Raw genomic sequence first — 19,859 nt, 5'->3', positions numbered from 1 at the left:
CATGGCATAGGGTGGAAATCTGGCAAAAATGTGCAAAGGGGTTAACGGACATGCCACATTCCATGACGGGTTTTGCCACAATTCAGGGCGGCACCGAAGGCTGGGCCTGGACATGGGAAATCCGCTCGGTCAACGGACGCGGGCTGGATCTGCGTCTGCGGGTGCCTGACTGGCTGGGTGCGCTGGACCAGCCCGTGCGCAAGGCGGTGGGCCAGGTGGCACGGCGCGGCAATGTCACCGTCTCGCTGCGACTGGCCCGAAGCGGCGGCCCCGCCGCGACCGAGATCGACGGCGACCGCCTGACCGCCGTGCTGCAGCAGATCCGCACGGTCGAAGCCAACGCCGCGGCGCAGGGCCTTGCGCTGCGGCCGGTATCCGCGACCGAGGTGATGGCGATGCGCGGCGTGCTGGATGCCGCGCCGGAAGAGGCCGATGCCGAGGCGATGGCGCGCGCCGTCCTGGCCGATCTGCCCGCGTTGCTGGACGCCTTCGCGCAGATGCGCGCGCATGAGGGGCAGGCCCTCGCAGCGATCCTCTCGGGCCAGCTTGACACCATTGCCGGGCTGACGCGCGACGCCGGCGCGCTGGCCGAGGCGCGCACCGCCGAACGTGCGGGCCAGCTGAAGGCTAACCTAACCGCGGTAATGGACCAGGCCGATGCCGACCCCGACCGGGTGGCGCAGGAACTGGCGCTGCTGGCGGTCAAGGCCGACGTCACCGAAGAGCTGGACCGGCTGAGCGCGCATGTCGCACAGGCTCGCACGCTTCTGGCCGAAGACGGCGCGGTGGGCCGCAAGCTGGATTTCCTCAGCCAAGAGTTCAACCGCGAAGCCAACACCTTGTGTTCCAAGGCGCAGAATGCTGAGCTGACGCGGCTCGGGCTTGACCTCAAGACGGTCATTGATCAGATGCGCGAGCAAATTCAGAACGTGGAGTAACCCCTTGGCGCGGCGCGGTCTTCTTATCATTCTCAGCTCGCCCTCGGGGGCCGGAAAATCCACGCTGGCCCGGCGGCTCATGGCCTGGGACCCGGCGCTCAGCTTCTCGGTCTCGGCCACCACCCGCGCGCCCCGCGCGGGCGAGGAGGAGGGGCGCGAGTACTTCTTCCGCACCCATGACGCGTTCCGCGCCATGGTCGATGCGGGGCAGATGCTGGAACATGCCGAGGTCTTCGGCCAGCTCTACGGCTCGCCCATAGCGCCGGTCGAGGCGGCGATCTCATCGGGTCGCGACGTGCTGTTCGACGTGGACTGGCAGGGCGGTCAGCAGATCCGCACCTCGCTTCTGGGCAAGCACACGCTGTCGATCTTCATCCTGCCGCCGTCGATCCACGAACTCGAACGCCGCCTGCGGTCGCGCGGGCAGGATAGCGACGAGGTGATCGCGGCCCGGATGCGGAAAAGCCGCGACGAGATCAGCCACTGGCCGGAATACGACTATGTCCTGGTGAACGACGATCTCGACGAGACGGAGGACCGCTTGAAGACCATCGTCACGGCCGAGCGGTTGCGCATTTCGCAGCAGCCCGCGCTGTCGGACACGGTGCGCCGGCTGAACCACGAATTCGAGGAGAGGCAATGACCCTTTACAGTCTGGGCGATGTTGCGCCCGTCCTGCCCGAAGACGGCTCGGCCTGGGTTGCGCCCGATGCCAACGTGATCGGCAACGTGGTCCTGGGCGCGCGCAGCTCGGTCTGGTTCGGCGCGACCCTGCGTGGCGACAACGAGGCGATCGAGGTCGGCGCCGGGACCAACCTGCAGGAAAACGTCGTCTGTCACACCGACATGGGCTTTCCGCTGACGATCGGCGCGAACTGCACGATCGGGCATAAGGCGATGCTGCACGGCTGTACCATCGGCGATGAAAGCCTGGTCGGCATGGGGGCGACGATCCTCAACGGCGCCCGGATCGGCCGCAATTGCCTGATCGCCGCCGGCGCGCTGGTGACCGAGGGCAAGGAGATTCCCGACGGATCGCTGGTGATGGGAGCGCCGGGCAAGGTCGTGCGCGAACTGAGCGAACAGCAGAAGCAGGCGCTGCTTGCCAGCGCGCTGCACTACCAGGACAATGCGAAACGGTTCGGCGACACGCTGACGGACGGAGGGCAGGGCGCATGAAAAACCCCAAGACACTGGTGCGCCGCACCCCGTGGCCTGAAACGGCCAGCCGCCCGGTTGGCACGCCTCTGCAGCCTTCGGTCGTCTATGCCTCGGAAAGCCCCGACGCGCTGGACGCGCAGTACGAGGGCCGCACACGCGGCTATTCCTACGCCCGCGAAGGCCATCCCAACGCCGACGTCCTGGCGCAGAAGATCGACGCGCTAGAAGGGGCCGAAGGCGGGATCGTCCTGGGCTCGGGCATGGCGGCGGTGACGGCGGCGCTGATGGGCGTGCTGAAGAGCGGCGACCACGTGGTCGGGGGCGATCAGCTTTACGGTCGGTCGCTGCGGCTTCTGACCCAGGACCTGCCGCGGTTCGGGGTGACCACCGGGTTCGCCCCCGTGACCGACGCTGCGCGTTTTGCCGCGGCACTGCGGCCCACGACGCGGATGATCCTGCTGGAGGTCGTGTCGAACCCGACGCTGCGGGTCGCCGATATCGAGGGCATCGCAAGGCTGGCCCGCGAGCGGGGCATCCTTCTGGTCGTCGACAACACCTTTACCACCCCGCGCGCGATCCGGCCGTTCGAACATGGCGCCGACATCGTCCTGCATTCCGTCACGAAGCTGCTGGCAGGGCACTCGGACGCGACGCTGGGCTATGTTGCGGCGCAGGATCCTGCCCTGCGCCAGAAGATCCGCGATTTCGCCGTGACGACCGGCCTGACGCCCAGCCCCTTCGATTGCTGGCTGGCCGAGCGCGGGCTTTATTCCTTCGAGCTGCGCTACGACCGGGCCGAGGCCACGGCGGCGAAGCTGGCCGACGCGCTGGCCGGGCTCGATGGCGTTGCCCGCGTGCTCTATCCCGGACGGACCGACCATCCCGATCACATGCGGGCCGAGATCCTGCTGGGGTCGCGCTGCGGCAACATGGTGACGTTCGAGCTGGATGGCGGACGCGAGGCGGCCAATGCCTTCGTCCGGGCCGCGGGCGACATTCCCTTTGCCCCGACGCTGGGGGACATCGGCACGACGATCAGCCACCCGGCGACCTCGTCCCACCGCGCGCTCAGCCCCGAGGCGCGGGCGGCGCTCGGGATCACCGAGGGCACGTTTCGCATCTCGGTCGGCGTCGAACCCGCGGAGGTGCTAATCGACGAGATCGCGACCGCCGTGCAGGCGACGCTCTGACGCGGCGGGTGTCATAAAGCTGATATGTGGAGTCGTCATCTAGGCCGAACGCTTCGATCAAAGGGGGAGGCCAGACAGCCCGTGACAGACGATTCCACCACGCTTGACGCCGTTCTGGGCGCCCTGGCCAGTCCCGCCTTCTTCGTCCACGAAAGCGAACGCATCACGGTGGCGAACGGTCCTGCAAGGGCCTTGTTCGGTGCCGCGATGCTGGATCGCCATTACGTGACCGTCCTGAGACAGCCTGCGATGATGGAGGCGATAGAGGGGGCGTTCGCTCGCGACGAGCCGGTCGCGACGACCTTCCAGACCTCGGAATCGGGGCGCGATACGATCTGGAAGGCCCACGCCGCACCGCTGGGGGTGCCTGCCGGGCGGGGGGTTCTGGTCTCTCTCGAAGACACGACCGCGATGCTTGAGGCCGGGCAGATGCGGCGCGATTTCGTGGCCAATGTCAGCCACGAGTTGCGCACCCCCCTGACGGCCCTGTCCGGGTTCATCGAAACCCTGCGCGGTGCGGCGCGCGATGATGCGGTGGCCCGCGAGAGGTTTCTCGAGATCATGGAGCGCGAGGCGGCGCGGATGAACCGGCTTGTCGCCGACCTGCTGTCGCTCAGCCGGGTTGAGTCCGAGGAACGGATCCGCCCGACCGAGGCGATCGACCTCGGGGGGCTGCTGCACTCGGTCGTCAACACCTTCTCGGAATTGGCCACGGAGGCGGGCGTCACGATCGAGACGGAGGGGACCGACCCGGGGCTGATGGTAACGGGCGACCCCGACCAGATGCGACAGGTCTTCACCAACCTTGTCGAGAACGCGATCAAGTATGGCGGCACCGGCAAGGTCATCGGTGTGAGCGTGATCCAGAAAGAGCGTGATCCGGCCCTGCGCGGCCCGGCTTTGCGCGTCGATGTCTGGGACCGGGGCGAGGGGATCGACCCGTTGCACGTGCCACGTCTGACCGAGCGGTTCTACAGGGTCGACAGCCATCGCTCGCGTGCCCTGGGCGGGACGGGGCTGGGGCTGGCCATCGTCAAGCACATCATCAGCCGCCACCGCGGGCGGCTGCGGGTGGACAGCACGCCGGGTGAGGGCACGACGTTTTCGGTGATCCTGCCGCGCGCGTAACGGCGGCAGCCGCGGCGCAGGGGCCGGGCAGGGCCGCTGCCCCTACGGAACCACATCGGGCGGGCGTCTGTCATAAAAGCGTTACAGACCTGTCACAAAAGCTAAGCCTGAGAGAACTAGGAGCGGGACCTGAGGTCGCTGCCGCGGCCACAACCCAGACTCAGGAGAATTCCATGTCCGTGAAACTGACCGCCTCTGCCCTGGCGATCGCTGCCGTTTCCGCGACGGGCGCCAATGCCCAAAGCCGCGACCAGGTTCAGATCGCCGGCTCGTCGACCGTGCTGCCCTACGCCTCGATCGTCGCCGAAGCCTTTGGCGAAAACTTCGATTTCCCCACCCCCGTCGTCCAGTCGGGCGGCTCGTCGGCCGGTCTCGCCCAGTTCTGCGAGGGTGTCGGTGAAAACCAGATCGACATCGCCAACGCCTCGCGCGCGATCCGTGACAGCGAAGTCGAAACCTGCGCCGAAAACGGCGTGGACGAGATCATCGAAGTCCGCATCGGCTATGACGGCATCGTCTTCGCCAGCCAGATCGACGGCCCCGAATTCACCGCCTTCGAGCCCGAGCAGTGGTACAACGCCCTCGCCGCCGAGAAGATGGTCGACGGCGAGATGGTCGCCAACGACGCGATGAACTGGTCGGAGATCGACGAATCGCTGCCCGACGCCGAGATCCTGGCCTTCATCCCCGCCACCAACCACGGCACGCGTGAAGTCTTCGAAGAAAAGGTCCTGCTGCAGGGCTGCGAAGACTCGGGCGCCATGCAGGCGATGATGGATGCGGGCATGGACGAGGACGCCACCGAAGAGGCGTGCATGTCGGTGCGCAACGACGGCGCCGCCGTCGAGATCCAGGGCGACTACACCGAGACCCTGAATCGTCTGAACCAGAACCCCAACGGCGTCGGCGTCTTCGGTCTGGCCTTCTACGAAAACAACACCGACACGCTGAAAGTGGCGACCATGTCGGGCGTCGAACCCACCACCGAAACCATCGCCGCGGGCGACTACCCGGTGTCGCGTCCGCTCTACTTCTACCTCAAGAAGGCCCATATCGGCGTCATCCCCGGCCTGAAGGAATACGCCTCGTTCTTCGTCTCCGACGAGATCGCCGGCGCCGGCGGCCCGCTGGCCAACTACGGCCTGGTCCCCGATCCGGAACTGGCCGCGACCCAGTCGATGATCGAAAACGAAGAGACGATGTAAGACACGTCCTTCCGACACTTGGCGGCGCCCCCACGGGCGCCGCTTTTCCGACCCTGACATACCTTCCCAGCCCGAGGCCCACATGTCATTGATCTGGCTCTTCGCGATCCTGCTGGCGCTCGCCGTCGCGGGCTACTGGATGACCCGACGCAGGGCCATGACCTCGGCCGGAGGCGATGTCCGGAAGCTGCATTCCCTGCCGAACTACTATGGCATGAACGCGGCGATGCTGTCGCTGGCGCCCGCGCTGATCGTCCTTTTCGTCTGGCTTCTTGCACAGCCCCTGCTGGTCGACGCGACCGTGACGCGGATGATCCCGGACGAGGCCATTCCCGATGCGTCGAACCGTGGCCTGGTGATGTCCGACGTGCGCCGCGTGTCGAACGGGCTCGACGCGCTGGTCGACGCCGGCCGGATGTCCGCCCAGGAGGCCCGCGACCTGTCGACCGACAGCGACGACATCCGCGCCAGCATGGCCGAGGTGGGCGTGGCGCTCGGCTCGGACGTGCGGCCCGAGGTCCTGCGCGCAGCGCAGCGCTATCGTCTACTGACGGGCCGCGGCGACCTGGCGCGCAACGTGATCGTCGTGCTGATCGCGCTTGCCGGGGCAGGGCTGGCCTACCGCCGCACCACCCATGAATTTCGCGCCCGCAATGCCGTCGAACGCGGTATGTCGCTGCTGCTTCTGGGCGCCGCCTCGATCGCGATCCTGACGACGATCGGCATCGTCCTGTCGATGCTGACCGAGACGGGGCGCTTTTTCTCGCAGTATCCGTGGACCGAGTTCTTTTTCTCGACGAACTGGCAGCCGCGCTTCGGCGGCGGATCGGACCTGGGGTTCCTGCCGCTTCTCTGGGGCACGCTCTACATTTCCATCATCGCGCTGATCGTGGCGGTACCGGTGGGCCTTTTCTCGGCCATCTACCTGTCGGAATACGCGACCGGCCGGATCCGCGCCGTGGCCAAGCCGATGATCGAGATCCTGGCCGGCATTCCCACCATCGTCTACGGTCTTTTCGCGCTGATCACCGTGGGGCCGCTGCTGCGCGACTGGTTCGCCCAGCCGCTGGGCCTGGGCAACTCGGGCTCGTCGGTGATGACCGCGGGGCTGGTCATGGGGATCATGCTGATCCCCTTCGTCAGCTCGCTCAGCGATGACATCATCAACGCGGTGCCACAGTCGCTGCGCGACGGCTCGTTCGGGCTGGGTGCCACGAAATCCGAAACCATCCGGCAGGTGATCCTGCCCGCGGCCCTGCCGGGCATCGTGGGCGCGGTCCTGCTGGCCGCCAGTCGCGCCATCGGCGAGACGATGATCGTGGTGCTTGGGGCAGGGGCCTCGGCCCGGATGGACCTCAACCCGTTCGAGGCGATGACGACGATCACAGTCAAGATCGTCAGCCAGCTGACCGGTGACACCGACTTCAATTCGCCCGAGACGCTCGTCGCCTTCGCCCTTGGCCTGACGCTGTTCGTCCTGACGCTCGGGCTCAATGTCTTCGCACTCTACATCGTGCGCCGCTACCGGGAGCAGTACGAATGACCGACATCACCCCCGACCACGAGGGCCCGGGCGCGCGCCAGGGCGGCTCGATCATGCGGCAGACCGCGCGCACGCGAAAGCGCAACGCGGCCGAGAGGCGGTTCGAGATGTATGGAATGGCCGCCATCGCCTTCGGCGTCTTCGCCCTGATCTGGCTGCTGACGACGATCCTCTCGAACGGGCTTTCGTCGTTCAGCCAGACCTACATCACGATCCCCGTCGCCTTTGCCGAAGAGACGCTGGACCCCGAGGGCAACCGCAACCGCGCCGAGATGCAGAAGGTCACGACCTTCAGCTACAAGCCCTTGATCGGCGAGGCGCTGATCGAAGCGGTGGACGCAGGCAACATGCGCCCAGAGGGCATGCCCGACGCCGAGATCGCGGCGATGGTGTCGAACGACGCCGCCGCCCAGTTGCGCGACCGCGTGCTGGCCGACCCCAAGATGATCGGCACCGAAGAGACGGTCGAAATCCTCGCCGGCGGCCGGATCGACGGCTATCTCAAGGGCAGGGTCACCATGGCCTCGGCCGAGCTGGACCGCAACGTCACCCCGGATCAATTGCGGCTGGCGGGCGTGATGGAGGGCAACGGGCTGCTCGAGAAGCGTCTGAACTGGCGGTTCCTGACCGCACCGGACGCCTCGGAAAACCGGCCCGAGGTCGCGGGCCTGGGCGTGGCGATCCTGGGCTCGGCCTACATGATGCTGATCGTGCTGGTGCTTGCGCTGCCCATCGGCGTCGCGGCGTCTATCTACCTCGAGGAATTCGCGCCGACGAACCGGCTGACCGATATCATCGAGGTCAACATCTCGAACCTCGCCGCCGTGCCGTCGATCGTGTTCGGTATCCTGGGCCTAGCAATCTTCATCAACTTCCTCGGGCTGCCGCAGTCGGCGCCGATCGTGGGGGGCCTCGTGCTGACGCTGATGACGCTGCCCACGATCATCATCTCGACCCGCGCGTCGCTGAAATCGGTGCCTCCGTCGATCCGCGATGCGGCGCTGGGGGTAGGGGCCTCGAAGATGCAGGCGGTGTTCCACCATGTCCTGCCGCTGGCGATGCCGGGAATCCTGACGGGCACCATCATCGGCCTGGCTCAGGCGCTTGGAGAAACCGCGCCGCTGCTGCTGATCGGCATGGTCGCCTTCGTACGCGAATTTCCCGACGCTCCGCCCGAAGGCTTTTTCGATCCAGCCAGCGCGCTGCCCGTGCAGATCTACAACTGGACCCAGCGGGCCGACCCGGCCTTTGTCGAACGCGCGTCAGGTGCGATCATCGTTCTGCTGGGCTTCCTGCTCGTGATGAACATCATTGCCATCGTCCTGCGCCGCCGCTTCGAGCGTCGTTGGTAACGGAGGGACAGATTATGAAAGACGGACGCCTAGAGGAACGGGACACCACGATGCAGGACACCAAGATCAAGGCCAGCAACGTGCAGGTCTATTACGGCGACAACCACGCGATCAAGGACGTGGACGTCGAGATCAAGGACAAGACGGTCACCGCCTTCATCGGCCCGTCGGGCTGCGGCAAATCGACGTTTCTGCGGTGCCTGAACCGCATGAACGACACCATCGATGTCGCCCGTATCGAAGGGAAAATCCTGATCGATGACGAGGATATCTATGACCGTAAGGTCGATCCGGTGCAGCTGCGCGCCAAGGTCGGCATGGTCTTCCAGAAGCCGAACCCGTTTCCGAAATCGATCTACGACAACGTGGCCTACGGGCCCAAGATTCACGGGTTGGCCAAGAACAAGGCCGACCTCGACGACATCGTCGAGAATGCGCTGCGCCGCGGGGCCATCTGGGACGAGGTCAAGGACCGCCTGCACGCGCCCGGTACCGGGCTCTCGGGGGGACAACAACAGCGGCTGTGCATCGCCCGTGCCGTCGCGACCGAACCCGAGATCCTGTTGATGGACGAACCCTGCTCGGCGCTCGATCCCATTGCCACGGACCAGGTTGAAAACCTGATTCACGAGTTGCGAGAAAACTACTCGGTGGTGATTGTCACGCACTCGATGCAGCAGGCGGCGCGCGTCTCCCAGAAGACGGCGTTCTTTCACCTCGGCAACCTGGTCGAGTACGGCACGACGGACCAGATCTTCCAGAACCCCCACGACAGCCGCACCGAAAGCTACATCACCGGACGGATTGGATAATTTCATGAATGATCGCCATATTTCCAGTGCTTTCGACCGCGATCTTGAAGCGGTGCAGGCGCTGATCATGAAGATGGGCGGCCTGACCGAGGCCGCGATCCTCGATGCAGCCAAGGCGCTTGAGGAGCGTGACGACGATCTTGCGCGCAAGGTCCGTGAAAACGACGCTCAAATCGACGATCTGGAAGAGCGGGTGAACGAGGAATGCGCGCGTGTCATCGCCATCCGCGGGCCCGTCGCGTCGGACCTGCGCACGGTGCTGTCGGTCCTGAAGATTTCGGCCAACCTGGAACGCTGCGGCGACTATGCCAAGAACATGGCCAAGCGGACCAGCGTCCTGGTGCAGATGCAGCCCGTTGGCGGTGCGCCGCGGTCGATCCGCCGGATGGCGCGCGAGGTCGAGCTGATGATGAAAGACGCGCTGGACGCCTACATCCAGCGCGATGCCGAACTGGCCGAGGACGTGCGCATGCGCGACGCCGATGTCGACCAGATGTACAATGCGCTGTTCCGCGAATTCCTGACCCACATGATGGAAGACCCGCGCAACATCACCGCCTGCATGCATCTGCATTTCATCGCCAAGAACATCGAGCGCATGGGCGACCACGTGACGTCCATAGCCGAGCAGGTCGTCTATCTGGTCTCGGGCAAGATGCCGACCGATGACCGGCCCAAGGGCGACAGCACACCTTATATCGTCGAGGAGCAGTAACCATGGCCGCAGATCAGCCCCGCGTCCTGCTGGTCGAGGATGAGCCCGCGCAGCGCGAAGTTCTGGCCTACAACCTCGAGGCCGAGGGGTTTGCCGTCAGCCGCGCCGAGACCGGCGACGACGCCTTGCTGCTGGTGGACGAGGATGCGCCCGACATCATCGTTCTGGACTGGATGCTGCCCGGCGTCTCGGGGATCGAGGTTTGCCGACGCCTGAAGACGCGGCAGGACACCCGGTCGGTGCCGATCATCATGCTGAGCGCGCGTTCGGAAGAGGTTGATCGCGTCCGTGGACTGGAAACCGGTGCCGACGATTACGTCGTCAAACCGTATTCCGTGGTCGAGCTGATGGCGCGCGTGCGGACGCAGTTGCGGCGTTCGCGGCCGTCGTCGGTAGGTCAGCAGCTTGAATTCGACGACATCACGCTCGACAGCGAAAGCCACCGGGTGATGCGACAGGGCGAACCGCTGAAGCTGGGTCCGACGGAGTTTCGGCTGCTGGCGACATTCATGGAGAAGCCCGGCAGGGTTTGGAGCCGCGAGCAACTGCTGGACCGCGTCTGGGGCCGCGACATCTATGTCGACACGCGCACGGTCGACGTTCACATCGGACGGCTGCGCAAGGCTCTTGGCGTGCACGGCGGCGGTGATCCGATCCGCACGGTGCGCGGGGCCGGCTACGCGCTGGGATGAATGTGCTTGCGCACGGGATCGAACGGATTCGGCGTGCGGGGACAGCATTCATGGCTAATACGTAAGTCTTATAATCTGTATTATGTAAATATTTGATGGTTCTTGTCAGGGTGATCTGTTCGAACAGAACCTGAGGCTGCCTTCAGAAGTCGTTGTTCCAAGGCATCTTTTAAAACGAAAACGGGCGGCCCGCTTGGGCCGCCCGTTCTTTTACCGAGTATCCGAAGGATCAGCCTTGGGCGGCCTTAGCGACTTCGGCTGCGAAGTCTTCTTCGACTTTCTCGATGCCTTCGCCAACTTCCAGGCGCACGAAACCGGTGATCTCGACGCCGGCTTCCTTGGCGGCGTTGCCGACCGTCAGGTCCGGGTTCACGACGAACGCCTGATTCAGCAGCGTGACTTCCGAGAAGTACTTCTGCATGCGGCCCTGGATCATCTTCTCGATCACCTGCTCGGGCTTGCCGCTTTCGCGGGCCTGCTCGGTCAGAACCGTTTTCTCACGCTCGACCAGGGCGGCATCCAGATCGGCCTCGGACAGCGACGCGGGGTTGACCGCGGCGACATGCATCGCGACCTGGCGCGCAAAGGCATCGTCCGATCCGGTGTAGGACACCAGCACGCCGATCTTGCCCATGCCGTCGGTGGCGGCGTTGTGGACGTAGGCCACGACGTTTTCACCGCTCAGCGACGCCATCCGACGGACCGACATGTTTTCGCCGATGGTGGCGATCTTGTCGGTGATCACGTCCTTGATCTTCTTGTCGCCGATCTGCGACTCGACCAGGGCGGCCACGTCGTCGGCTGCCAGAGCGGCGCCGGCGATCTGGCCGACCATGGTCTGGAATTCCGCGTTCTTGGCGACGAAGTCGGTTTCCGAGTTCACCTCGACGACAACGCCCTTGTTGCCTTCGACCTTGACGGCGACGAGGCCTTCGGCGGCGGTACGGCCCGATTTCTTGGCGGCCTTGGCAAGACCCTTCGTGCGCAGCCAGTCGACGGCGGCTTCCATGTCGCCGTCATTCTCGGTCAGCGCCTTCTTGGCGTCCATCATGCCCGCGCCGGTCTTGTCGCGCAACTCTTTCACTTGTGCGGCGGTGATTGCCATGATCCTGGCTCTCCTCGATTATTCCGGGGGTCCGGGTCGCTTTAAGCGGCCCCGGTAACAGTTTTCCGACAGCGCAGCGGCCCCATGGTGCGGGGCCGCCGGCCATTCAGGAAATCACTCTTTGTTATCAAGATCGTAGGGCGCGTCCTTCGCAACCGCGTCGTTCGACACAGCTTCGTCGGACACCGCGACGGTGTCTTCGGCGTTGGCCGGGGTCTCGACAACCTCTTCCTCGGTCGCCTCTTCCTCGGAGACCTCTTCGAAAGCGCCGAGGTCGACACCGGCGGCACCCAGCTGGGCGCTCATCCCGTCGAGCGCAGCGCGGCTGACCAGATCGCAGTAAAGCGAGATGGCGCGCGCAGCGTCGTCGTTGCCCGGGATGATGAAGTCCACGCCGTCGGGCGAGCAGTTGGTGTCGACAACGGCGACGACCGGGATGCCGAGCTTCTTGGCTTCGGCGATGGCGAGGTCTTCCTTGTTCACGTCGATGACAAACAGAAGATCGGGCACGCCGCCCATTTCGCGGATCCCGCCCAGCGACGCGTTCAGCTTGGTCTGGTCACGCTCCATCGAAAGACGTTCGCGCTTGGTCAGGCCCTCGGCGCCTTCGGCCATGCGCTCATCGATTTCCTTGAGACGGTTGATCGACTGCGACACCGTCTTCCAGTTGGTGAGCGTGCCGCCGAGCCAGCGGTGGTTCATGTAGAACTGCGCCGATTTTTCGGCGGCCTCGGCGATCGGCTTCTGCGCCTGGCGCTTGGTGCCGACCATCAGGATCCGGCCGCCCTTGGCGACGGTGTCGCGGATCACCTGCAGCGCCTGGTCCAGCATCGGGACGGTCTGCGTCAGGTCGACAATGTGGATGCCGTTGCGGTCACCATAGATGTACTCGCCCATGCGGGGGTTCCACCGCTGGGTCTGGTGACCAAAGTGAACGCCAGCCTCGAGAAGCTGACGCATCGAGAAATCGGGGAGCGCCATGTCCATATCCTTTTCCGGTTTCGCGCCTCGGCAAAGCCTTGAGAACCTGCTGGTTCAACCGGCGGACGCGGGCGGGATGTCTCCCCGCCGGGCCCAAGCTTTGCCTGTGAAGTGCGCGCCCAGTACACCACCCCGGTCGGGGATGCAAGCCCGACCGCCCTGCCCCGCGGATCCGCTCACCGCCGCTGCCCTCGGGTCCCGGCGCCGGTATCGCGCCGATATCCCCTTGCCGCGGGCGCGCGGGCTTGTCAAAAGCCCGACCATGACGACGCCGGATATCCTCTGCATCGGGTCGGTCCTGTGGGACGTGATCGGTCGCGCCAATGCGCATATGCGCGTGGGCTCGGACGTGCCGGGCCGGATCACGCGCATTCCCGGCGGGGTCGCGATGAACATCGCGATGACGCTGCGCCGCTTCGGCCTGACGCCCGCGCTCCTGACTGCCGTTGGACGCGATCCGGTGGGCGACGAGCTGATCGAGGAATGTCGCCTGCGCGGGATGATCACCGATCATGTCTACCGCTCCGAAGATCTGCCGACCGACCGCTACATGGCGATCGAAGGCGCCAATGGCCTGATCGCCGCCGTCGCCGATGCCCATTCGCTCGAGGCTGCCGGCGGAAAGATCCTGCGCGCACTTGCCGAAGGGCCGCTTGGAACTTCCGAAACTCCCTGGCAGGGCCCTGCGGCCGTCGACGGCAATCTGACGCTCGCGCTGCTGTCCGAGATCGCGGACAGCCCGGCCTTCCGCGCGACAGACCTTCGCCTCGCGCCCGCCTCGCCGGGCAAGGCCGAGCGCCTCTTGCCGCTGCTCGCCCACCCCCGCGCCACGCTTTACGTGAACCTCGAGGAGGCCGGGCTGCTGCTGCACCGCCCGCACGACACATCGCGTTCCGCCGCGCGGGCACTTATCGACCAGGGCGCGCAGCGCGTTCTGGTCACCAATGGCGGGCAGATGGCCGCCCTGGCTGACGCGACGGGCGTGATCGAAGCCGCCCCGCGCGAGGTGATGGTGACCCGCGTCACCGGAGCCGGAGACACCTTCATGGCCGCCCATATCGCCGCGGAGACGCGCGGCGAAACAGGTGAGGCGGCATTGGCCACGGCGCTCGGCGCTGCGGCAGACTACGTATCAGGAGACGTTGCCACATGACCCTGCCCCTCGATTTCTCGCCCGAGGTCGCCGAAGCCCGCTCGACCGGGCGCCCGATCGTTGCGTTGGAATCCACGATTGTCACCCATGGAATGCCCTGGCCGCAGAACGTGGAAACCGCCGAAGCGGTCGAAGAGACGGTGCGCGCGGCAGGCGCCGTTCCCGCCACCCTGGCTGTGATGGGCGGACGGCTGAAGATCGGCCTGACGGCCGAGACGCTGCGCGACCTTGCGCGGGCCGAGAACGTGGCAAAGCTGTCCCGCGCGGATCTGGCGGCCTGTCTCGCGGCCGGCGGCACCGGCTCGACCACCGTCGCCGCAACGATGATCGCGGCCCGCGCGGCGGAGATCGACGTCTTTGCGACGGGCGGCATCGGCGGCGTGCACCGCGGGGCCGAACAGAGCTTTGACATCTCTGCCGATTTGCAGGAGCTGGCCCAGACCCCGGTTACCGTCGTGGCCGCTGGGGCAAAAGCCATCCTCGACCTCAAGAAAACCCTGGAGGTTCTTGAAACTCTTGGCGTTCCGGTCATCGCCTATGGTCAGAACGAGTTTCCGGCGTTCTGGTCGCGCAGCTCGGGCATGCCGGCGCCGCTGCGTGTGGACACCGCACGCGGCATCGCAGGTGCACATCTGATGCGGGGGCGGATGGGTATTCCCGGCGGCCAACTGATCGCCAACCCGATCCCCGAGGTGGACGAGATCTCGGCGGAGGAGCTGGCCCCTGTCATCGCGCAGGCCATCGGCGAGGCCGAGGCGCAGGGCATCGCGAGCAAGGACGTCACGCCCTTCCTCCTGTCGCGGATTTTCGAGCTGACCGAGGGCCGGTCGCTGACCTCGAACATCGCGCTGGTGCTGAACAATGCACGCTTGGCCGCAGAGATCGCTCAGGAAATCGTCAAACAGCGCGGCACGGCCTAGGCATCTGTGGCGCGGACGTTGTGGCCGGGCGCGCACCGGCCTAGACTTTCTCTCGTGGAATAGTCATCGGCGACAATGAGCACTCACAGGACCGATCCTCGCGACCCGCGGCGCCGCCGCAACACGCTGCTGGGCGGGCTGCGCGCCAGCTTCCTGACTGGCATCGTGGTCATTGCGCCCATCGCGTTGACCGTCTGGCTGCTCTGGACGCTGGTCGGCTGGATCGACTCTTGGGTCATGCCCTTCGTTCCGCTGCGCTTCCGGCCCGAGCAGTATATCGGGATCAACCTGCGCGGCGTTGGTGTGATCTTTGGCCTGCTCTTCACCGTCATCGTGGGCTGGCTGGCAAAGGGGCTGATCGGACGGTCGCTCTTGCGCTGGGGCGAAAGCGTGGTGGATTCTGTCCCCGTCGTAAGATCGATCTACAACGCCCTGAAACAGCTTGCGGAAACTGTATTCGCCCAGACCGAGACGTCGTTCGACCGCGCGTGCCTGATCGAATATCCGCGGCGCGGGATCTGGTCGATCGGGTTCATCTCGACCGCCGCCAAGGGCGAGATCGACGCAACCATCCCGGTGGGCGACCGCAAGCTGACGGTGTTTCTGCCGACCACGCCCAACCCGACCTCGGGCTTTCTGCTGTTCCTGCCCGAAAGCGAAGTGATCGAGCTGGACATGACGATCGAGGATGCCGCAAAACTGGTGATTTCCGCGGGCCTCGTCTATCCGCCGACGAAAGCCCCGGCGCCAGATCTGCCAAGGGCCGCGGAATAGGCCCGCCGCCTATCCGAACATCGTCGGCAGATCGACGCTGCTGCGCTCGCCGATATCCTCGAGATGATTATCCAGAAATGACTTGGCCGCCTGTCGCCCCGACGCTTTCAGCCCGGCCAGAACCGACGGTGTGGGAACGAGTTTCGTCGCGACGCTAAGGTCACGCATCAGGTCATCGTCGGCGATCATGTGGACAAGTGAGAACTTCATTGCCCCCTCGGGAATACGTCCCGACGCCATCAGATCCTGCACGAAACTTATCGCACGAAGCTCACGTAGAAGCGACGTGTTGAAGCTGATCTCGTTGATCCGATTGAGGATCTCCGGTGCTGTCGTGGGTAGATCCGGTCGTGTCAGGGGGTTGATGTTGACGATCACGATGTCGGCGGGCAGGTCCGCGTCAAACAGGGGAAACAACGCCGGATTGCCGGTATAACCACCGTCCCAGTAGGCCTCGACGCGGCCGGTTGCCTTGTCCGGGATCTCGACAGCCTGGAACATGGTGGGCAGGCAGGCAGAGGCAAGAATGGCCTCTGGCACGATCTCCTCGTCGCGGAACACGCGGATCTTGCCGCTGCGCACGTTCGTGGCGCAGATGAACAGGGCCGGGCCGGCCCCTGTCCTGATGTTCGCAAAGTCGAAATGCTCCACGATCCGCTCAAGCGGGTTCTGGTAGAATGGGCCGTAGGCGTAAGGGCTGAACAACCGGCTCATGGCATCTGCGATCGAGAACGGCAGGGAGTATTCCAGTGTTTTCGACACGAGGCCCGGGGCCGGCGAAAACGCCGTCATCCAATGCGCCAGCCGCATGTCGTCCAGCGCACCCACCTGCCCCCACAGCCAGTCGAGGTTGTCGCGGGCGGCGGATGCGCCCCCCGCGGCCAGTCCCGCCTTCAGAGCGGCGGCATTCAGCGCACCCGCCGACGTCGCCGAAACGCCGACAATTTCAACCGCGCCGCTTTCCAGCAATGCGTCGAGCACGCCCCATGTAAAGGCGCCATGCGCGCCACCTCCCTGAAGGGCAAGGTTGATCGGCTTCGCGCTCAAAGCGCGGTCCAACCGCCATCGACGCTGATCGTGGTGCCGGTGATCTGACGCGCCGCGTCCGAACAGAGGAACGTGGCGACGCCACCCAGCTCTTCCACCGTCGCGAACTGCTTCGACGGTTGCCGCTCCAGCATCACCTCACGGATCACGGTTTCGCGGTCCATGTCGTACTTCTTCATCGTGTCGGGGATTTGCGATTCGACCAAGGGCGTCATCACGTAGCCCGGGCAGATGGCGTTCGCGGTGATCGGCTCTTCCGCCGTTTCCAGCGCGACGACCTTGGTCATGCCCACAACGCCATGCTTGGCCGCGACATAGGCGGATTTGTAGGGTGACGCGGTCAACCCGTGCGCCGAGGCGATGTTGACCACCCTGCCCCAGCCCGCCTTGCGCATCATCGGCAGCGCCACCGCCGTGGTGTGGAACACGGCCGACAGCATGATGGCGATGATCGCATCCCATTTCTCGACCGGGAATTCCTCGATCGGGGCGACATGCTGGATACCCGCGTTGTTCACCAGGATATCGCAGGCACCGGCCTCTTCGATCAGGCCACGGGCGGCCGCGCCCTTGGACAGGTCGGCGGCGATGTAGCGCACCGATACGCCATGTTCCGCCGATAGCCGCTCGGCCAGCTGGTGGTCTTCCTCCCGGTCGGTATAGGAGTTCAGCACGATGTCGGCCCCGGCGCGGGCGAGCTCGGTCGCGACCCCTAGCCCGATCCCCGAATTGGACCCCGTGACCACCGCTGTCTTGCCTTTCAGGTTCATCGGTTCTGCCTTTCCTGCTGTTGCCGGGATCAGTGCATGCTGCACATGCAAAGGCAACGCCTCAACAGCTTCTCGGGTTGCGTGGAGGGGCCTGCTCGGCCAGCGGGACGGCTGGCCAAAAAAAACGCCCGCACGAAGGCGGGCGTCAAGTTATTGAGGCAGGTTTCATACAGGCAAGAAACCTATCGAGCAGTAAGCCCTATATATACCCCCCGTCGTCGTTGTCCAACGTAAAAGTTTGAAAACCCACACATAGCCCCATAGGCTGGCGACAATCTCCCCCGGACAGCCGCAAAGGACCCCCGCAAGCATGACCTTCAGTTTCTACGCAAAATCCTTTGTAACAGCGCTTGCGGCCGCCTCCTGCACGGTTTCCCCCCTTTTTGCCGAGCCACGGCACGGTATCGCGATGTATGGTGAACCGGCGCTCGCCCCCGGGTTCGACGCCCTGCCCTACGCCAATCCCGATGCCCCCCAAGGGGGGCGAATCGTCTTCGGCGAGGTGGGGGGATTCGACAGCCTCAACCCGTTCATCCTGAAAGGTCGCTACCCGTACGGCGTACGGGCCTATGTTTTCGAATCGCTTATGGCGCGGTCCTGGGATGAACCCTTCACTCTCTATGGGCTCTTGGCCGAAACCGTAGAAGTGGCCGACGACCGGTCATGGGTGGAATTCACGCTGCGGCCCGAGGCGAAGTTTTCCGACGGCAGCAAGGTGACGGTCGCGGATGTGCTCTTCAGCCACGAGATCCTGGGAACCGAAGGGCACCCGAGCTTTCGGACAGCCTATGACCAGGTATCCTCGGCCGAACAGACCGGACCCGACAGCGTGCGCTTTACCTTCAAGACGCAAGACCGCGAACTTCCTCTCATTCTCGGGCTGCGCCCCGTCCTGAAAAAGGCGCAGTGGGAGGCGGAGGATTTCGGCGCCTCGGGGCTTTCCGTTGTGCCAATCGGATCGGGCCCCTACGTGATCGGCGACTACGAGCCCGGGCGGTATATCGAGTTGGATCGCAATCCCGACTGGTGGGGTGCCGATGTGCCGGTCATGCAGGGCCAGCACAACATCGGGACCCTGCGCTACGACTATTTCGGCGACGGCGACGTCCTGTTCGAGGCGTTCAAGGCCGGCACGGTGGACGTCTATCGCGATACCAACGCCGCGCACTGGGATATCGCCTATGATTTTCCCCGGGTGCGGTCAGGCGAGGTCGTGAAGGCCGAGATCCCGCACCAACGCCCATCCAGCATCCGGGGGCTGGTGATGAACACACGCCACGCCCCCTTCGATGACTGGCGCGTGCGGTCGGCTATGATGCATGTCTTCAATTACGAGTTCATCAGCCAGACGCTGAACGGCGGGCGCGATCCGCGCATCTCATCCTATTTTTCGAACTCGGTCCTCGCCATGGATCCCGGCCCGGCCGAGGGGCGGGTGCGCGACCTGCTCAGCCCCTTCGCGGACGACCTGCCCCCCGGCACGCTCGACGGCTACACCCTGCCCGAGGGCGACGGCACCGAAAGGAACCGCCGCAACCTCCGCCGGGCCATCGATCTTCTGGCCGAGGCCGGATGGACCGTGCAGGACGGACAGATGAAGGATGCCAAGGGGCGGCCCATGACCTTCGAGATCGTGCTCAGCCAGGGGGCCAGCGAAAACCAGGGCGCGACCGACGTGACCCAGATCGTCGACATCTTCGCCGCGGCCCTGGAACGCGTGGGGATCCGCCCCCGCATCACCAACATCGACCCCGCACAATACACCGAACGGACGACCGATTTCGATTTCGACATGGCGTACTACTATCGTGGCCTGTCACTGTCGCCGGGGAACGAACAGCGCCTCTACTGGTCCTCGGACGCCGCCGACACCCCCGGGTCGCGCAACTGGATGGGCATGAAGAGCCCTGCCGCCGAGGCGATGATCGACGCCATGCTGAATTCGCAAAGCCGCGAGGAGTATGTTGCCGCGGTCAAGGCGCTCGACCGGGTGCTGACCGCTGGGCGATACGTGATCCCGGTCTGGTATTCCGACGTGTCGCGGCTGGCCCACGACGCCCGGCTTACGCATCCCGACCGGCTGCCGATGTATGGCGACTGGATCGGGTTCCTGCCCGACGTCTGGTGGGTCGAGGAATGACGGCCCCACGCATGGCGATCCTGTGCCTTGCCATGCTGACCACGCTGCCCGGCTGTGCCCTGCTGCGGCTACCCGTGCGGGCGGTCGATGCCGCCGGTGGCGCGGTGATCCGGACCTTTGCGCCGGACCCGGAGATCCCCGAAAGCGGCCCGTCTTAACCTTGCGCTAACCCTGTTCCCGTCAGATTTCCTTCGGGGGCGCGCAGGCGGGGCCCCGCGCATGACGGCACGATC

20 protein-coding genes are annotated in these 19,859 nt (G+C 65.2%); 16 read left to right on the top strand and 4 right to left on the bottom strand.

What is annotated here, in order from left to right:
• The first annotated feature begins 50 nt into the window (after positions 1–50).
• From EKE94_RS02925 to phoB, 11 genes are all read left to right on the top strand, one after another.
• Complete coding sequence (locus EKE94_RS02925; protein ID WP_127905094.1) at positions 51–938, top strand: YicC/YloC family endoribonuclease; 888 nt, start codon at positions 51–53, stop codon at positions 936–938.
• Positions 939–942: 4 nt separating this feature from the next.
• Positions 943–1,581 (top strand): guanylate kinase, encoded by a 639-nt coding sequence (gmk, locus tag EKE94_RS02920; RefSeq protein ID WP_127905093.1) that lies wholly within the window; start codon positions 943–945, stop codon positions 1,579–1,581.
• Positions 1,578–2,117, top strand: a complete 540-nt coding sequence (locus tag EKE94_RS02915; protein ID WP_127905092.1) for a gamma carbonic anhydrase family protein — start codon at positions 1,578–1,580, stop codon at positions 2,115–2,117. Before gmk ends, EKE94_RS02915 begins: the two co-directional genes overlap by 4 nt.
• Positions 2,114–3,289 carry a trans-sulfuration enzyme family protein gene (locus tag EKE94_RS02910; RefSeq protein WP_127905091.1) on the top strand — a complete coding sequence of 392 codons (1,176 nt, stop codon included), beginning with the start codon at positions 2,114–2,116 and terminating at the stop codon, positions 3,287–3,289. The genes EKE94_RS02915 and EKE94_RS02910 overlap by 4 nt, the downstream gene beginning before the upstream one ends.
• A gap of 81 nt (positions 3,290–3,370) precedes the next feature.
• Entirely contained in the window at positions 3,371–4,417 is a 1,047-nt protein-coding gene (locus EKE94_RS02905; RefSeq protein WP_235855874.1) for a sensor histidine kinase, read from the top strand.
• A gap of 173 nt (positions 4,418–4,590) precedes the next feature.
• A complete protein-coding gene (locus EKE94_RS02900) occupies positions 4,591–5,622 on the top strand; it encodes a PstS family phosphate ABC transporter substrate-binding protein (protein WP_127905089.1) in 1,032 nt (343 codons plus the stop codon).
• A gap of 82 nt (positions 5,623–5,704) precedes the next feature.
• A complete protein-coding gene (gene pstC, locus EKE94_RS02895; RefSeq protein ID WP_127905088.1) occupies positions 5,705–7,165 on the top strand; it encodes a phosphate ABC transporter permease subunit PstC in 1,461 nt (486 codons plus the stop codon).
• Complete coding sequence (pstA, locus tag EKE94_RS02890; RefSeq protein ID WP_127905087.1) at positions 7,162–8,517, top strand: phosphate ABC transporter permease PstA; 1,356 nt, start codon at positions 7,162–7,164, stop codon at positions 8,515–8,517. Before pstC ends, pstA begins: the two co-directional genes overlap by 4 nt.
• Positions 8,518–8,531: 14 nt before the next feature.
• A complete protein-coding gene (pstB, locus tag EKE94_RS02885) occupies positions 8,532–9,329 on the top strand; it encodes a phosphate ABC transporter ATP-binding protein PstB (RefSeq protein WP_127905086.1) in 798 nt (265 codons plus the stop codon).
• Between the two features lie 4 nt (positions 9,330–9,333).
• The gene (gene phoU / locus EKE94_RS02880; protein ID WP_127905085.1) at positions 9,334–10,044 is read left to right on the top strand and encodes a phosphate signaling complex protein PhoU; all 711 of its coding nucleotides are present in this window, start codon (positions 9,334–9,336) and stop codon (positions 10,042–10,044) included.
• Positions 10,045–10,046: 2 nt separating this feature from the next.
• A complete protein-coding gene (gene phoB, locus EKE94_RS02875; RefSeq protein ID WP_127905084.1) occupies positions 10,047–10,736 on the top strand; it encodes a phosphate regulon transcriptional regulator PhoB in 690 nt (229 codons plus the stop codon).
• A gap of 229 nt (positions 10,737–10,965) precedes the next feature.
• Here the strand turns inward: phoB and tsf are convergent, their stop codons facing one another.
• Positions 10,966–11,841 (bottom strand): translation elongation factor Ts, encoded by an 876-nt coding sequence (gene tsf / locus EKE94_RS02870; protein WP_127905083.1) that lies wholly within the window; start codon positions 11,839–11,841, stop codon positions 10,966–10,968.
• 114 nt (positions 11,842–11,955) lie between these two features.
• Complete coding sequence (gene rpsB, locus EKE94_RS02865) at positions 11,956–12,822, bottom strand: 30S ribosomal protein S2 (RefSeq protein ID WP_127905082.1); 867 nt, start codon at positions 12,820–12,822, stop codon at positions 11,956–11,958.
• 262 nt (positions 12,823–13,084) lie between these two features.
• Here rpsB and EKE94_RS02860 point away from each other — a divergent pair, with 262 nt between their 5' ends.
• The 3 genes from EKE94_RS02860 to EKE94_RS02850 all read left to right on the top strand — a co-directional run bounded on the left by EKE94_RS02860 (position 13,085) and on the right by EKE94_RS02850 (position 15,669).
• Positions 13,085–13,975 carry a PfkB family carbohydrate kinase gene (locus EKE94_RS02860; protein ID WP_127905081.1) on the top strand — a complete coding sequence of 297 codons (891 nt, stop codon included), beginning with the start codon at positions 13,085–13,087 and terminating at the stop codon, positions 13,973–13,975.
• Positions 13,972–14,895 carry a pseudouridine-5'-phosphate glycosidase gene (locus EKE94_RS02855; RefSeq protein WP_127905080.1) on the top strand — a complete coding sequence of 308 codons (924 nt, stop codon included), beginning with the start codon at positions 13,972–13,974 and terminating at the stop codon, positions 14,893–14,895. Before EKE94_RS02860 ends, EKE94_RS02855 begins: the two co-directional genes overlap by 4 nt.
• A gap of 75 nt (positions 14,896–14,970) precedes the next feature.
• Positions 14,971–15,669, top strand: a complete 699-nt coding sequence (locus tag EKE94_RS02850) for a DUF502 domain-containing protein (protein WP_127905079.1) — start codon at positions 14,971–14,973, stop codon at positions 15,667–15,669.
• Positions 15,670–15,678: 9 nt separating this feature from the next.
• On the opposite strand, the gene EKE94_RS02845 is transcribed toward EKE94_RS02850, so the two are convergent.
• Both EKE94_RS02845 and EKE94_RS02840 read right to left on the bottom strand, forming a co-directional pair.
• A complete protein-coding gene (locus EKE94_RS02845; protein ID WP_127905078.1) occupies positions 15,679–16,716 on the bottom strand; it encodes a patatin-like phospholipase family protein in 1,038 nt (345 codons plus the stop codon).
• On the bottom strand, positions 16,713–17,486 hold the full coding sequence (locus EKE94_RS02840; RefSeq protein ID WP_127905077.1) for a 3-hydroxybutyrate dehydrogenase: 774 nt from the start codon (positions 17,484–17,486) through the stop codon (positions 16,713–16,715). The genes EKE94_RS02845 and EKE94_RS02840 overlap by 4 nt, the downstream gene beginning before the upstream one ends.
• 310 nt (positions 17,487–17,796) lie before the next feature.
• Here EKE94_RS02840 and EKE94_RS02835 point away from each other — a divergent pair, with 310 nt between their 5' ends.
• On the top strand, positions 17,797–19,626 hold the full coding sequence (locus tag EKE94_RS02835; protein WP_127905076.1) for an extracellular solute-binding protein: 1,830 nt from the start codon (positions 17,797–17,799) through the stop codon (positions 19,624–19,626).
• A complete protein-coding gene (locus EKE94_RS18560) occupies positions 19,623–19,784 on the top strand; it encodes a hypothetical protein (RefSeq protein ID WP_164870801.1) in 162 nt (53 codons plus the stop codon). The genes EKE94_RS02835 and EKE94_RS18560 overlap by 4 nt, the downstream gene beginning before the upstream one ends.
• Positions 19,785–19,859: the final 75 nt, after the last annotated feature.

This window comes from Mesobaculum littorinae (genome assembly GCF_004011175.1).
Lineage (GTDB): Bacteria > Pseudomonadota > Alphaproteobacteria > Rhodobacterales > Rhodobacteraceae > Tranquillimonas > Tranquillimonas littorinae.
This window is presented reverse-complemented; position numbering and strand designations above follow the sequence as displayed.

What these genes read in the sequence shown, in the direction of transcription:
- EKE94_RS02925 (WP_127905094.1), top strand. Translation starts at nt 51, where the DNA reads ATGCCACATTCCATGACGGGTTTTGCCACAATTCAGGGCGGCACCGAA.
- EKE94_RS02915 (WP_127905092.1), top strand. Translation starts at nt 1,578, where the DNA reads ATGACCCTTTACAGTCTGGGCGATGTTGCGCCCGTCCTGCCCGAAGAC.
- EKE94_RS02910 (WP_127905091.1), top strand. Translation starts at nt 2,114, where the DNA reads ATGAAAAACCCCAAGACACTGGTGCGCCGCACCCCGTGGCCTGAAACG.
- EKE94_RS02900 (WP_127905089.1), top strand. Translation starts at nt 4,591, where the DNA reads ATGTCCGTGAAACTGACCGCCTCTGCCCTGGCGATCGCTGCCGTTTCC.
- pstC (WP_127905088.1), top strand. Translation starts at nt 5,705, where the DNA reads ATGTCATTGATCTGGCTCTTCGCGATCCTGCTGGCGCTCGCCGTCGCG.
- pstA (WP_127905087.1), top strand. Translation starts at nt 7,162, where the DNA reads ATGACCGACATCACCCCCGACCACGAGGGCCCGGGCGCGCGCCAGGGC.
- pstB (WP_127905086.1), top strand. Translation starts at nt 8,532, where the DNA reads ATGAAAGACGGACGCCTAGAGGAACGGGACACCACGATGCAGGACACC.
- phoU (WP_127905085.1), top strand. Translation starts at nt 9,334, where the DNA reads ATGAATGATCGCCATATTTCCAGTGCTTTCGACCGCGATCTTGAAGCG.
- phoB (WP_127905084.1), top strand. Translation starts at nt 10,047, where the DNA reads ATGGCCGCAGATCAGCCCCGCGTCCTGCTGGTCGAGGATGAGCCCGCG.
- tsf (WP_127905083.1), bottom strand. Translation starts at nt 11,841, where the DNA reads ATGGCAATCACCGCCGCACAAGTGAAAGAGTTGCGCGACAAGACCGGC.
- rpsB (WP_127905082.1), bottom strand. Translation starts at nt 12,822, where the DNA reads ATGGCGCTCCCCGATTTCTCGATGCGTCAGCTTCTCGAGGCTGGCGTT.
- EKE94_RS02860 (WP_127905081.1), top strand. Translation starts at nt 13,085, where the DNA reads ATGACGACGCCGGATATCCTCTGCATCGGGTCGGTCCTGTGGGACGTG.
- EKE94_RS02855 (WP_127905080.1), top strand. Translation starts at nt 13,972, where the DNA reads ATGACCCTGCCCCTCGATTTCTCGCCCGAGGTCGCCGAAGCCCGCTCG.
- EKE94_RS02850 (WP_127905079.1), top strand. Translation starts at nt 14,971, where the DNA reads ATGAGCACTCACAGGACCGATCCTCGCGACCCGCGGCGCCGCCGCAAC.
- EKE94_RS02840 (WP_127905077.1), bottom strand. Translation starts at nt 17,486, where the DNA reads ATGAACCTGAAAGGCAAGACAGCGGTGGTCACGGGGTCCAATTCGGGG.
- EKE94_RS02835 (WP_127905076.1), top strand. Translation starts at nt 17,797, where the DNA reads ATGACCTTCAGTTTCTACGCAAAATCCTTTGTAACAGCGCTTGCGGCC.
- EKE94_RS18560 (WP_164870801.1), top strand. Translation starts at nt 19,623, where the DNA reads ATGACGGCCCCACGCATGGCGATCCTGTGCCTTGCCATGCTGACCACG.